Here is a 13,454-nt window from a genome sequence, read left to right on the forward strand (position 1 = left end):
TCGAAACAGTCGTGCTGGTAGGTGCCGGCCCCGCCGCCTGACGTGCGTCAGTGGCCCGCCTCGTGCCAGCTCGACCCCACGCCGACGCTCACATCCAGGGGAACGTCGAGCCGGCCGTCGGGGAGGGCCGAGTCGGCTGCCGCCATCTGCTCCCGCACGAGCGCCTCGACCTCGTCCTGCTCGCCGGCGGCGACCTCCAGGACCAGCTCGTCGTGCACCTGCAGGAGCATGCGCGAGTCCAGCCGCCGACGTCGCAGCTCGGCGTCGACCCCGAGCATCGCGAGCTTGATGAGGTCCGCGGCACTGCCCTGGATCGGGGCGTTGAGCGCCATCCGCTCGGCCGCCTCGCGGCGCTGTCGGTTGTCGCTCGTGAGGTCCGGCAGGTACCGCCGCCGGTCGAGGACCGTCGCCGTGTACCCCGTCGCCCGTGCCGTGTCCACGACGCCCGTGAGGTACTCGCGCACCCCGCCGAACCGCGCGAAGTAGTCCTTCATGAGCTCGGCGGCCTCGGACACCTCGATCGAGAGCTGCTGCGACAGGCCGTACGACGAGAGCCCGTACGCGAGCCCGTAGGACATCGCCTTGATCTTCGAGCGCTGCGCGGCCGTGACCTCGTCGGTGGGCACGCCGAACACGCGCGAGCCGACGTAGCTGTGCAGGTCCTCCCCCGAGCGGAACGCCTCGATCAGGCCCTCGTCGCCCGACAGGTGCGCCATGATCCGCATCTCGATCTGCGAGTAGTCCGCGGTGAGGAGCGTCTCGAACCCGTCCCCGACGACGAACGCCCGGCGGATCTGCCGGCCGGCCTCGGTGCGGATCGGGATGTTCTGCAGGTTGGGGTCCGTCGAGGACAGCCGCCCCGTCGCCGCGATCGTCTGCTGGAACGTCGTGTGGATGCGGCCGTCGGGAGCGACCGAGCGCTGCAGACCCTCGACCGTCTGGCGCAGGCGGATCGCGTCGCGGTGCGCGAGCAGGTGTTCGAGGAACGGGTGCTGCGTGCGCGCGAACAGGTCCGTGAGCGCCGCGGCGTCCGTCGTGTAGCCGGTCTTGATGCGCTTGGTCTTCGGCATCTGCAGCTGGTCGAACAGCACCTCCTGCAGCTGCTTCGGCGAGCCGAGGTTCACCTCGCGCCCGATCACCGCGTACGCCTCCTGCGCGGCGCGCGTCACCTGGCCGTCGAACTCGCGCTCCAGGTGGTGCAGCCAGTCCGCGTCGACCGCGATGCCCGTGCCCTCCATCCGCACGAGCACGGCCTGCAGCGGCAGCTCGACGTCCCGCAGCAGGTGCGCCGCGCCGCGGTCCTCCACCTCCGACTCGAGCACGTCGGCCAGGTCCCGGACCGCCGCGGCCCGGACCGCGGCCCGGCGGTCCTCACCCGTGCCGTCGAGCTCCAGGTCGAGCGCTCCCTGGCCACCCGTCGCGGCGTCGTCCTCGCCGAGCTCGCGGTGCAGGTAGCCGATCGCGAGGTCGGGCAGGTCGTACGCGCGGCGGTCGGGCTGGCACAGGTACGCCGCGAGCTCGGTGTCCGCGCGCACGCCCGCGAGCGTCAGGCCGCGGCCGCGCAGCGCGTGCGCCGCGACCTTCGCGCCGTGCACCGCCTTGCCGCGCGCCTCGTCGGCCAGCCACGCGGCGAGCGCGTGCTCGTCGGCGGGCGACACCTCGGCCAGGTCCACGACGGCCGCGCGACCCTCGGCGTCGGCGATCGCCACACCCCACGCGTCCCCACCCGCGGGTGCGCCCGAGCCGCGCACGTCCAGGCCCAGCACCGCGTCCGAACGCTCTGCGAGCCAGCCCTCGAGCGCCCCGTCGGCGAGCTCGGCCAGCTCGAGCGCCGCCGCCGCCACGGCCACCGCGGACGTGCTCGACTCGTCGGGCAGCATCGCGAACAGGCGGTCGCGCAGCGTGCGGAACTCGAGCTCGTCCAGGATCGAGTGCAGCGCCTGCCGGTCCCAGGGCCGCGCCTCGAGGTCCTCCGGGCCCATCGGCAGCTCGAGGTCGGTGACGAGCTGGTTGAGCTGCCGGTTCAGCTGGACCTGCGCGAGGTTCGCGCGCAGCGACTCCCCCGCCTTGCCCGTGATCCGGTCCGCCGCGGCGACGACGCCCTCGAGCCCGTCGTACTGCGTGAGCCACTTCGCGGCGGTCTTGGGACCGACGCCCGGCACACCCGGCAGGTTGTCGGACGTCTCGCCGACGAGCGCCGCGAGGTCGCTGTACCGCTCCGGCGGCACGCCGTACTTGGCGGCGACGGCCTCCGGCGTCATCCGGGCGAGCTCGGAGACCCCACGCACCGGGTAGAGCACGGTCACGTCGTCGCGCACCAGCTGGAACGCGTCGCGGTCGCCCGTGCAGATGAGCACGTGCATGCCCTGCGCCGTCGCCTGCGTCGCGAGGGTCGCGAGCACGTCGTCGGCCTCGAACCGCTCCTTGGTGAGCACGGGGATGTGCAGCGGCTCCAGCACGCGGCGGATCACGTCCACCTGGCCCCGGAACGGCTCGGGCGTCGCGTCCCGCGTCCCCTTGTACGCCTCGTACTGCTCGGTGCGGAAGGTCGTGCGCCCGAGGTCGAACGCGACCGCGACGTGCGTCGGCTGCTCGTCGCGCAGCAGGTTGGCGAGCATCGAGGTGAAGCCGAACACCGCGTTCGTCGGCTGGCCCGACGACGTCGCGAAGTTCTCGACCGGGAGCGCGAAGAACGCGCGGTACGCCATCGAGTGGCCGTCGATCAGCAGGAGCCGCGCAGGCTCCTGCCGCTGCCCGCCACGACCGTCCTGGTCCACGTCCCGCCCGACTCCCGGCCCGACTTCCCGGTCCACGTCCCGATGTCCCTCGCTCACGGGTGCCAACCTATCTGCCATGACCGACACGCCCGAGCCCGCGCCCGCCGCACACCCCCACGCGGACCCCGTCCCCGGCAGCGGCCGCAGCGGTGTCCCCGAGGCGCTGGTCGACGAACGCGGGACCCTGATCGAGCGGCTCGGGATCGTGGTGCGCGAGGTCAGCGCCGAGCACGCGGTCGCGACGATGCCCGTCGCCGGCAACACGCAGCCGTTCGGCCTGCTGCACGGCGGGGCGACCGCCGCGCTCGCTGAGACGCTCGGCTCGTACGCCGCGGTCGCGCACGCCGGACCGGGGCGGGTCGCGGTGGGCATCGAGCTGAACGCGACGCACCATCGCTCCGCCCGGAGCGGGACCGTCACGGGCACGGCCCGTGCGGTGCACCTGGGCCGGACGCTGGCGACCTACGAGGTCGTCGTCGACGACGACGAGGGGCGACGACTGTGCACCGCACGCCTCACGTGCATGGTCCTCGACGCGCGCTGAGCACTGCGCGGGGCGGACCCGCGTCGGTGCGGCACCGGAGCGGCTGACGCGGTGCCGCTCGGGTCACCAGCCCCGGCCGGGCGTCGCCGAGGGACGGCGCAACGCGGCGGAGCGGTCGATGCGCAGGCCCAGTGCCGCGGACTGCTCGGCCTCGGCCGGCTGCCGGGCGGCGCGTGCCTGCCGGCGGCGCGCGATGAGGTCCTCGAGCCCTCGGGGAGCCGGCCGGCGCGCGGGCACCGCCGCCGCACCGTCGTGCTGCAGGCGGCGCTGGAGCGCGGCCGTACCGGCGACCCGGAACGCCGCCGCGGGGGCGAACCCCAGCCGGGCCAGGAAGCGCTGCATGCCGCGCGCGCCGGGCAGCGGCGCCGCGTAGACCTCGGCGGCGCCGTTCTGGTCCGCGAGCGAGACCGCGTGCGCGAGCATCGCGTGGCCGAGCCCGCGCCGGCGCGCCGTGCCGACCACGTAGATCGCCTCGAGCGCCAGCGACGTGCCGTCCTGGAACAGGCTCGGTCCGACGAGCCGCCCGAGCAGGAGTCCTGCGGGCTGCTCGTCGATCGTCCCGACGAGGACCATCCCGCCCTCGACCCCGAGGAGCGCGCCGAGCTGGCGGCGCAGGCGCTCGGTGTCGTCGGTGCAGAGCTGGGCGCCGGTCCCCGCCTCCTTGCGGGCCTCGAGGCACAGGTGCACGAGGTCGTCGAGGTCGGCGGGCCGGGCAGCGCGCGCTTGCACTCCAGGACGCACGGTTTCGAGCACCTCCGGCGGACGAGGGGGATCCGGACTCCGGCACGCCCCGCTGCCCACGACGGCGCCGACGTCGATCATGGACCACATCGGGCCGCCGTGCCTAGTCCCGGACCCGGCGCTGTGACCGTTCCGAGCCGGGGCTCCGGGACGTTCCGGACGTCCGGTCGCCCGCTCCCGCAGGAGGTTCTGCGCGCATCGGACGCGTCCGATCGTGCGACACGCGCCCGTCCTCTGGGCAACGCGAAACGAGATCGACACAATCAGTGCCTAACGTCGGCCGCGCCTCGCGCCCGGCGCGGCTCGAGGCACCGCTGCACCCCGCAGAACCAGCACGCAGTACCACCCCGTACCACCAGCACCTTGCACCACGCAGGACGACCGCCTGACCCCCCGGGCGGTGTTGCGAGTACAGGACGGAGGTCCTAGGTGAGCGCTCTCGCCCATCCAGGACGAGCACCGGGCACGGCACGGCACGCGATCTCGAGGCGCACCAGACGCGCGGCAGGCACGCTCGTGCTCGCACTGGTGGCCTTCCTGGCCCTGGTCGTGCACGCCGGTCCGGCGTCCGCGGCCACCGCGGCGCCCTGCACGCCCGACGCGACCACAGGCTGCGTCCTGGGGACGATCAAGACGGCGTCCGGGGAGCCGGCGGTCGGCGTGGTCCTCACGGTCGAGGGCGGCGGCGAGAGCGTCGAGGTGACCACCGCGGCGGACGGCACGTGGTCCGTGCCCGTCACGACCGCCGGGGACTACACCGTCTCGATCGACCCCGCGACCCTGCCCGAGGGCGAGACGCTGCGCGACCCGTCGGTGACCTCCCGGACCGTCAAGGTGCTGCTCAACTCGCAGTCGCGCGCGCTGTTCGCGCTCGGTGAGCCCACCGGCGGCGCGACGACCTCGCCCACGTCCGGCGCGAGCACCGCACCGGACGACAGTCCGGGTCCGACGAGCGGCAGCAGCACCGCCGGCGGCGGCGTGACGGGCAAGCGCGTCGCCCAGCAGCTCGCGAACGGTCTCGTGTTCGGTCTGCTGCTCGCGCTCGCCTCGGTCGGGCTCTCCCTCATCTACGGCACCACCGGGCTGAGCAGCTTCGCGCACGGCGAGCAGGTCACGCTCGGGGCGATCCTCGCCTACTTCTTCGTCCAGACGGTCGGGCTCGACCTGTGGCTCGCGGCGGTGCTCGCGACCCTGCTCGGCGCCGCGTCGGGCTGGCTGCAGGACGCCGGGATCTGGCGACCGCTGCGGCGCAAGCGCATCGGCCTGACGCAGCAGATGATCGTCACGATCGGCCTGTCGATGGTGCTGCAGTACCTGTTCCAGTTCCTGCTCGGTGGCGGCCGGCTGCGCATCGACACCACGAACCCCACGCGGGTCTCGATCGGGCCCGTGTCCCTCACGCAGCAGGCGATCGTGTCCGCCGGGATCGCGGTCGTCGTCCTCGCGGGCGTCGCCGCGTTCCTCCTGTACAGCCGCACCGGCCGCGCGACGCGCGCGGTGTCCGACAACCCGGCCCTGGCCGCCGCGTCGGGCATCGGTGTCGAGCGCGTCATCCGGATCGTCTGGACCGGCGCCGCGGGCCTCGCGGCCCTCGGTGGCGTGCTGACCGGTCTGTACTTCCAGTCGACCGCCTGGAACATGGGCGGCACCGTCCTGCTCCTGATGTTCGCCTCGGTCACCCTCGGCGGGCTCGGCACGGCGTGGGGTGCGCTCGCCGGGTCGATCGTCATCGGCGTCGTCGCCGAGATGTCGAGCCTCGTCATCCCGTCCGACATGAAGTACGCAGGAGCGCTGCTCATCCTCATCCTCGTCCTGCTCGTGCGGCCCCAGGGCATCCTGGGCCGCCGGGACCGGATCGGCTGAGGCCAGGAGGGACACCATGGACTGGACCCGGATCCTCACCAACGTCGCGGGCGAGGCGTTCGCCCCCGCGACCGCGGCCTACGCGCTCGCCGCGATCGGCCTCAACGTGCACTTCGGCATGACGGGACTGCTCAACTTCGGGCAGGCCGGGTTCGTGCTGCTCGGTGCGTACTCCTACGCCATCACCGCGATCGCCGGGTGGCCGTTCTGGGCGTCGGTGCTCGCCGCGATCGCCTCCGCGGTCGTGTTCGGCATCGTGCTCGGCATCCCGACGCTCAAGCTGCGCGGCGACTACCTGTCGATCGTCACCATCGCCGCCGCGGAGATCGTCCGCATCGTCAGCCGCTCGACCTCGCTGACCGAGCTCACCGGCGGCAACTCCGGTCTCTCGGGCGGGGACGGCTTCAAGAAGTCCTTCGAGGCGCTGTGCCCGTTCCCCGACGGGACGACGACGATCTGGCTGTGGACCTACCCCAACTGCACCTCGGGGTCGTGGTGGCTGCGCGTCGCGGCATGGGCCGCGGTCGCGATCGGCTGCCTGCTCGTCTGGCGGTGGATGCGCTCGCCCTGGGGCCGCGTGCTCAAGGGCGTGCGCGAGGACGAGGACGCGGTGCGCGCGCTGGGCAAGAACGTCTACGGCTACAAGATGCAGGCGCTCGTGCTGGGCGGCGTCGGCGGCGCGGTCGCGGGCATCTTCTACACGCTGCCCACGGCCGTGCAGGCCGACTCGATGGGCCGCACCATGACCTTCAACATCTGGACGATCCTGCTGCTGGGCGGCGCCGCGACGGTGTTCGGCCCCGTGCTCGGGTCGGTCCTCATGTGGACCGTGTTCATGCTGGTCAAGAGCGTGCTGCGCGACCTGGACCTGTCGTTCATCTCGAGCACGCAGTCCGAGGCCTTCTCCTGGATGCTCGTCGGGCTCACGCTGATGCTGCTCGTGATCTTCCGGCCGCAAGGCATCCTCGGCGACAAGAAGGAGCTGGCGATCGATGTCCGCTGAGACTCCCGACACCCCCGGCGCCGAGGCCCGCGCGGTCGTCCCGCGCGAGCGCATCGCCCGCGAGCTCGCCTCGGTCCCCCGCGTCCCCGGCGCCCCCAAGCCCGACCCGATCATCGTCGCGTCGGACGTGCGCCGGACGTTCGGCGGCATCAACGCCGTCGACGTCGAGCACCTGGAGGTCCAGCGCGGCGCCATCACCGCGCTCATCGGTCCGAACGGTGCGGGCAAGACGACGCTGTTCAACCTGCTGACCGGGTTCGACCGCGCCGACGCCGGCCAGTGGACGTTCGAGGGGCGCCCGGCGCAGGGCAAGCCCGCCGCCCGGATGGCCGACGCGGGCATGGTGCGCACGTTCCAGCTCACCAAGGCGCTGTCCCGCATGACCGTCATGGACAACATGCGGCTCGGCGCGACCGGTCAGCGGGGCGAGAACCTCTTCGGGTCGCTGCTGCCGTGGCTGTGGCGGGCGCAGGAGGCCGAGGTCACGGAGCGGGCGCGCGAGCTGCTCGAGCGGTTCAAGCTCGACGGCAAGGCCGACGACTTCGCCGGGAGCCTCTCGGGTGGGCAGCGCAAGCTCCTCGAGATGGCGCGCGCGCTCATGACGCGTCCCACGATGGTCATGCTCGACGAGCCGATGGCCGGCGTGAACCCCGCGCTCACGCAGTCCCTGCTGGGCCACATCCAGGCGCTGCGCGACGAGGGCATGACCGTCCTGTTCGTCGAGCACGACATGCACATGGTGCGGCACATCTCGGACTGGGTCGTCGTCATGGCCGAGGGGCGCACAGTCGCCGAGGGCCCGCCCGAGACGATCATGCAGGACCAGGCCGTCGTCGACGCCTACCTCGGGGCGCACCACGACACGGACCTGGGCGACGACTCGCTCCTCGCGGACGACGTCGTCGAGCAGTACGAGGCAGAGGCCGAGGCCGAGGAGGCGACGCAGTGACCACCCAGACCACGGCCCGGGACGTGCACCGCGGTGCACCCGACGGCGAGCCGCTGCTCGACGCACGCGACCTGTACGCGGGGTACCTGCCGGGCGTCGACATCCTCAACGGCTGCAACCTCGTCCTGCACCCGGGCGAGCTCGTCGGCATCATCGGGCCGAACGGCGCCGGCAAGTCGACGCTGCTCAAGGCCCTGTTCGGCCTCGTGCCGATCCGTCAGGGCAGCGTGACGCTGGGCGGCGACACGATCACGAACCTGCGGGCCGACAAGCTCGTGCGACGCGGCGTCGGGTTCGTGCCGCAGACCAACAACGTGTTCCCCTCGCTGACGATCGAGGAGAACCTGCAGATGGGCATCTTCCAGGACCACAAGCGGTTCGCCGAGCGCTTCGCGTTCGTCACCGACATCTTCCCCGCGCTCGGCGAGCGCCGACGGCAGCGTGCGGGCTCGCTGTCCGGGGGTGAGCGCCAGATGGTCGCGATGGGCCGCGCGCTCATGATGGAGCCGTCCGTGCTGCTTCTCGACGAGCCCTCGGCCGGGCTCTCCCCCGTGCGCCAGGACGAGGCGTTCCTGCGCACCCGCAAGATCAACAAGGCGGGCGTCTCGATCGTCATCGTCGAGCAGAACGCGCGGCGCTGCCTGCAGATCTGCGACCGGGCGTACGTGCTGGACCAGGGCCGCAACGCCTACTCGGGCCCCGGGCGGGAGCTCATGCACGACCCGAAGGTCATCGAGCTGTACCTGGGCACGCTCGCGACGGACGTCGAGGCCGCGGCCAAGGACAAGCCCGCCGACTGAGCACGCCCTGACGACGAGGGCCCGATCCCCGGCGGATTCTCGGGGTCCTCGCAACACCTGATGGCTTATGTGGTTGTCAGTAGATCACGCAGACGCTCGGCTGGGGTTCTCCAGCCGAGCGTCTTGCGTGGTCGGCCGTTGAGTTGTTGGGCGACGTGTTCGAGGTCGGCCGGGGAGTGGATCGACAGGTCTGTGCCCTTGGGGAAGTACTGGCGCAGCAGCCCGTTGGTGTTCTCGTTCGAGCCGCGCTGCCAGGGCGAGTGCGGGTCGCAGAAGTAGACCGGCACCCCGGTCGCGATCGTGAACTGCTTGTGGGCGGCCATCTCGCAGCCCTGGTCCCAGGTCAGCGATCCGCGCAGGTGGTCTGGCAGGGTTGTGATCAGCGGGACCAGGACGTCGCGGACCTCCTCGGCGCTGTGCCCGCCGGGCAGGTGCCCGAGCATCACGTAGCGGGTCGAGCGTTCGACCAGGGTCACGATCGCGGAGGCCGACCCGGTGCCGACGATCAGGTCGCCCTCCCAGTGCCCGGGCACCGCTCGGTCCTCGACCTCGGCGGGGCGTTCACAGATCATCACCATCTCGTCAACGAACCGGGACGTGCGCTGGTCCGGGCTCGTGTGGGGTTTGCGGCGGGTCCGCCCGGTGCGCAGCGCGTCGGCGACCTCACGGCGCAGCCCACCGCGGGCCTGGACGTAGATCGCCTGGTAGATCGTCTCGGTGCTCACCCGCATGCTCTCGTCGTGGGGGAAGTCCTCGACCAGAGCGTGGCAGACCTGCTCGGGTGACCACCGCTGCGCGAGCTTCGCGGCGACGAACTCACGCAGCGGACCGTCGGCGGCGAGCTTGGCCGCCTTGGGACGGGCGCGGCTCTTAGCCCACGCCCGCTGGGCGGCATACGGGCGGTAGACGCCGTCGACGGACCGCCGGTCCAGCTCTCGTTTGATCGTCGACGCCGGCCGACCCAGTTGGCGACCGATCTCACGCAGCGAGGCATTCTGCCGGCGTAGGTCGGCGATCGTCTCCCGCTCGGCCAACGTCAAGAACCGCCGATCCAGCTCGGCCTCCAGTGCCGCGAGCGACACCATCTCGTGCGCTCGGACAAGGGTGGTCACGCCCGTCTTATAGTCCACCCGGCGCCCGTCGGGGTAGATCCGAGCCCCGCGGGTCTTACGAACGCCGCCGTCCCAGTCGCGTGCGGTGCGCTCGTTGACCCCCACCTGCTCAGCAGCGCGACGCCGGGATACACCCGCACGCCGCAGCCGCTGGTACTCACCCTTGCCCGGATGCGGCCCCCACCCCCCAACGCCCACGGAACGCAGACCGGCCTGGCGCACCCACCCCGCCGCCGTGTGCCGGCTCAGGCCGACCTCCCGAGCGGCGAGCGTCGCACTCCCGACACGGTCGAAGACCTCGAAGAACCTCATCTTGAGCTCTGGTGAAAGCACGATCCCCGCAACTCCCTGAAAACAGGGCGTTGCGGGGATCGCTAGAACCCGCCCCCCAGGGGTCGGGCCCTCGTCGTCCTGGCGCGCCGCCCACCAGCACCCGTGAGGCGTGGCCGGTTCCGGACCCGTGCCGCGCCCGGAGCGGGCCGGACGTGCGCCGGCCCCGACGGTCGCGGTGACCGCCGGGGCCGGCGCAGGTCGGCTCGACGAGGGTCAGCCCTCGACGGAGCCCTCCACGGCCTTCTTCCACGTGATCGTGTTGTCGTCGTTGTAGCCGTAGATCCCGATGAACGCCGACGACGGGTCGTTGTCCTCGTTGAACGGACCGGCGCCCGAGACCGCCTCGTAGTCGATGTCCTCACCCGCGGTCACCAGGTCGGCGCACTCCTTCCAACCGGTGCACTTCGTGCCGCCGTCGGCGCCGGACACGGCCGCCATGTTCTCCTGGATCGTCGCGCCGTCGACGCCGCCGCCCTTGAGCGCCGCGAGGGCGACGAGGATCGCCGCGTCGTACGACTCGGGGCCGTACGCGTAGTCCGTCAGGTCGGGGTCGACCTCGAGCATGCGCGCCTTGAAGTCGTCGTTCGGGTACGACCCGGGGATCGTGCCCTGCGACGTCCACGCGGCGAGCGTGCCGGCCTCGAAGTCCTTCGAGTAGTCGGCCGTGTTGCCGTCGACCATGTAGATGCGACCCTCGTAGCCCGCCGCGACGAGCTCGGGGACGATCGACTTGGTCTGCTCGAACGCGATGATCGCGATCGCCTCGGGCGCGCCGCCGTTGTTCGACGTCATGACGCCCGCGACCGGGTCGGCGAACGAGGACGACGTCGGGTCGAACTCCTCGTCCTTGTTGCCGTACGTGACGGTCGCGCCGGCGGCCTCCACCGTCGACTTCACCACGTCGCGCAGCGACGTGCCGTACTCCTCGTTGAAGACGAGGATCCCGAGGCTCGTCACGCCGTCGTCGAGGATGAGGTTGCCGAGAGCCGAGCCCTGGACCGTGTCCGGCGGCGCGGTGCGGAAGTAGAAGTCGCTGTACCCCGACAGGCTCGTCGCCGTGTTCGCCGGCGAGACCATGACGACCTTCGCGTTGGTGATGTCGTCGACGACGAGCTGCGTGACGGACGAGGACGCGGCGCCGATGACGGCCTGCACGCCCTTCGACTGCAGGTCGGTCCACGACTGCGGAGCGACGTCACCGTGGTCGGCGTCCGAGGAGTCGGCGTGGTGCACGACCACGTCCTTGCCGTTGACGCCGCCGTTCTCGTTGATCTCCTGCACCGCGAGGTCGACACCCGCGATCTCGGGCGGGCCGAGGTAGGCGAGCGAACCGGTCTGCGGCAGCAGCGTGCCGATGACGAGCTCGCCGTCGCCGCCACCGCCGGTCGGCGCGGCGGACGTGCCGGCGGCGCCGGGCGTCTCGTCGTCCGAGCCGCCGTCCGACCCGCATGCGGTCAGGGCCAGGGCGACTGCGCCGGCGAGGGCCGCGGCCCTCATCGCGTGATGAGAACGAACCATGGGCGTTCCAACCTCTCCGTGAGGGGTGCGTCCGGGATGCCGGTGGAGTCCGGTTCCCGTACAACGTGACGCGACGGTAACCATGGTTTGTATCCGGAATGTGTCCGCCAAGATCGCGCATCGCTTCGTTGCCAAGTCGTGATGAAACGGATCACTCGAACGGCCCTGCCCGCGAGGCGAGACGGCTGATCTCGCCACCGAAGACACCGCGTGCCGCGCGCGCCGGCCCGCCGCCGAGCAGAATCGACCCGTGCGACTCGCGACCTTCAACGTCCAGCACGGCCGGACGGCCGACGACCGCCGCGTCGACGTCGCGCGGTTCGCCCGCGCGGTCCGCGACCTCGACGCCGACGTGCTGGCGCTCCAGGAGGTCGACCACCGTCAGCTGCGTTCCGGCCGAACGGACCTCACCGCGGTCGCCGCGCAGGCCGCCGGCGCCCGCGACGCGCGCCTGGCCGTCACCCTGCGTGGCCCGGTGGGTCTGTGGCGCGAGCCGCGCGACGAGGCGGCGCCGCGGGGTGCCGCGTACGGGGTGGCGTTGGTGTCCCGCTTCCCCGTGCTCGACTGGCGCACGGTGCGGCTCCCCCGGCGCCCGGGCGTGACCTGGACCCGACGCCCCGGCAGGCTTCCGCGCCCGCACCACGACCACCCGCGCGCCGCGCTCGTCGGGGTGCTGGACACGCCGGACGGGCCGCTGACCGTCGCGTGCGTGCACCTGTCGTTCCTCGCGGGGCAGAACACGGTCCAGGCGCGGCACCTCGCGCGTGAGCTCGCGGACCTGCCGCGCCCGCTCGTCGTCCTGGGCGACCTCAACGTCGGCCCCGCGACCGCGCGGGCCGCGACCGGCCTGCGCTCGCTCGCGGACGCACCGACCTACCCGGTGCACGCCCCCACCGCACAGATCGACCACGTCCTCGCCGAGGGCGACGTCCACCCGACCGGCCCCGGCCGCAGCGTGGACACCGGCCTGTCCGACCACCGCGCGCTCGTCGTCGACGTGCGCCTCGGGCCCCCGGCCCCCTGACGACGACGTCCCCGCCGCGGCCGGCCGGAGCCGTCGCGACGGGGACGTCGTGGAGTGCGGGGGTCAGGCGCCGCCGACCTGCTCGATGACCGCGTCGGCCACCTCGCGCATCGTCAGGCGCCGGTCCATCGAGGTCTTCTGGATCCACCGGAACGACTCCGGCTCCGTCAGCCCCATCTTCGTCATGAGCAGGCCCTTGGCCCGGTCCACGCGCTTGCGGGTCTCGAACCGCTCCGCCAGGTCGGCGACCTCGGACTCGAGCGCGCTGATCTGCGCGTACCGGGAGATCGCGATCTCGACCGCGGGAAGCAGGTCGGCCGGGCTGAAGGGCTTGACCACGTACGCCATCGCGCCGGCGTCGCGCGCCCGCTCGACGAGCTCCGTCTGCGAGAACGCCGTGAGCAGCACCACGGGGGCCACGTGCTCCTTGGCGATCCGCTCGGCCGCGGAGATCCCGTCGAGGACCGGCATCTTGACGTCCATCACGACGACGTCCGGCTTCAGCTCGGTCGCGAGCGCGACCGCCTGCTCGCCGTCCCCGGCCTCACCCACGACGTCGAACCCACCGTCGCGCAGCGTCTCGACGACGTCCATGCGGATGAGCGCCTCGTCCTCGGCGACGACGGCACGCCGCGCCGGGCGCGCGCCCGTCGGCGCGCTCGCGGAGCCCGTGTCGGGGAGGTCCACGGCGTCGGAGCTCGCCTGGGCGGGGTCGGTGCTGGCGTCCTTGGTCACGGACACAGCGTAATGGCCCGCGGTCCGCTCGCACCGCGCGCGCGCCGTGTGACAC

Annotated in this window: 11 protein-coding genes; 6 read left to right on the forward strand and 5 right to left on the reverse strand. The window is 72.5% G+C overall.

Annotated elements, in window-relative coordinates; genetic code table 11:
• Window positions 1-47: 47 nt before the first annotated feature.
• Window positions 48-2,708, reverse strand: a complete 2,661-nt coding sequence (gene polA / locus CBP52_RS05075) for a DNA polymerase I (RefSeq protein WP_232514757.1) — start codon at window positions 2,706-2,708, stop codon at window positions 48-50.
• A 145-nt stretch (window positions 2,709-2,853) separates the two neighbouring features.
• Here polA and CBP52_RS05080 point away from each other — a divergent pair, with 145 nt between their 5' ends.
• Entirely contained in the window at window positions 2,854-3,321 is a 468-nt protein-coding gene (locus CBP52_RS05080) for a hotdog fold thioesterase (protein WP_094180084.1), read from the forward strand.
• A 63-nt stretch (window positions 3,322-3,384) separates the two neighbouring features.
• Here the strand turns inward: CBP52_RS05080 and CBP52_RS05085 are convergent, their stop codons facing one another.
• Complete coding sequence (locus CBP52_RS05085) at window positions 3,385-4,062, reverse strand: GNAT family N-acetyltransferase (RefSeq protein ID WP_094180085.1); 678 nt, start codon at window positions 4,060-4,062, stop codon at window positions 3,385-3,387.
• Between the two features lie 429 nt (window positions 4,063-4,491).
• Here CBP52_RS05085 and CBP52_RS05090 point away from each other — a divergent pair, with 429 nt between their 5' ends.
• Genes CBP52_RS05090 through CBP52_RS05105 form a run of 4 tightly spaced genes read left to right on the forward strand, consistent with a single transcriptional unit; the run spans window position 4,492 to window position 8,677 of the window.
• A complete protein-coding gene (locus CBP52_RS05090) occupies window positions 4,492-5,925 on the forward strand; it encodes a branched-chain amino acid ABC transporter permease (RefSeq protein WP_369826302.1) in 1,434 nt (477 codons plus the stop codon).
• Window positions 5,926-5,941: 16 nt separating this feature from the next.
• On the forward strand, window positions 5,942-6,928 hold the full coding sequence (locus CBP52_RS05095; protein WP_094180086.1) for a branched-chain amino acid ABC transporter permease: 987 nt from the start codon (window positions 5,942-5,944) through the stop codon (window positions 6,926-6,928).
• Entirely contained in the window at window positions 6,918-7,877 is a 960-nt protein-coding gene (locus CBP52_RS05100; protein ID WP_094180087.1) for an ABC transporter ATP-binding protein, read from the forward strand. The genes CBP52_RS05095 and CBP52_RS05100 overlap by 11 nt, the downstream gene beginning before the upstream one ends.
• Window positions 7,878-7,900: 23 nt before the next feature.
• Entirely contained in the window at window positions 7,901-8,677 is a 777-nt protein-coding gene (locus CBP52_RS05105) for an ABC transporter ATP-binding protein (protein WP_369826337.1), read from the forward strand.
• A 65-nt stretch (window positions 8,678-8,742) separates the two neighbouring features.
• Here the strand turns inward: CBP52_RS05105 and CBP52_RS05110 are convergent, their stop codons facing one another.
• Both CBP52_RS05110 and CBP52_RS05115 read right to left on the reverse strand, forming a co-directional pair.
• The gene (locus CBP52_RS05110) at window positions 8,743-9,762 is read right to left on the reverse strand and encodes an IS30 family transposase (RefSeq protein ID WP_198303555.1); all 1,020 of its coding nucleotides are present in this window, start codon (window positions 9,760-9,762) and stop codon (window positions 8,743-8,745) included.
• A gap of 573 nt (window positions 9,763-10,335) precedes the next feature.
• Window positions 10,336-11,640 (reverse strand): ABC transporter substrate-binding protein, encoded by a 1,305-nt coding sequence (locus CBP52_RS05115; RefSeq protein ID WP_094180089.1) that lies wholly within the window; start codon window positions 11,638-11,640, stop codon window positions 10,336-10,338.
• Between the two features lie 250 nt (window positions 11,641-11,890).
• Here CBP52_RS05115 and CBP52_RS05120 point away from each other — a divergent pair, with 250 nt between their 5' ends.
• The gene (locus CBP52_RS05120) at window positions 11,891-12,664 is read left to right on the forward strand and encodes an endonuclease/exonuclease/phosphatase family protein (RefSeq protein ID WP_094180090.1); all 774 of its coding nucleotides are present in this window, start codon (window positions 11,891-11,893) and stop codon (window positions 12,662-12,664) included.
• Window positions 12,665-12,727: 63 nt separating this feature from the next.
• On the opposite strand, the gene CBP52_RS05125 is transcribed toward CBP52_RS05120, so the two are convergent.
• The gene (locus CBP52_RS05125; RefSeq protein ID WP_232514760.1) at window positions 12,728-13,351 is read right to left on the reverse strand and encodes an ANTAR domain-containing response regulator; all 624 of its coding nucleotides are present in this window, start codon (window positions 13,349-13,351) and stop codon (window positions 12,728-12,730) included.
• Between the last annotated feature and the right edge of the window lie 103 nt (window positions 13,352-13,454).

It is taken from the genome of Cellulomonas sp. PSBB021 (genome assembly GCF_002240455.1).
In the GTDB taxonomy this organism is placed as follows: Bacteria; Actinomycetota; Actinomycetes; order Actinomycetales; family Cellulomonadaceae; genus Cellulomonas; species Cellulomonas uda.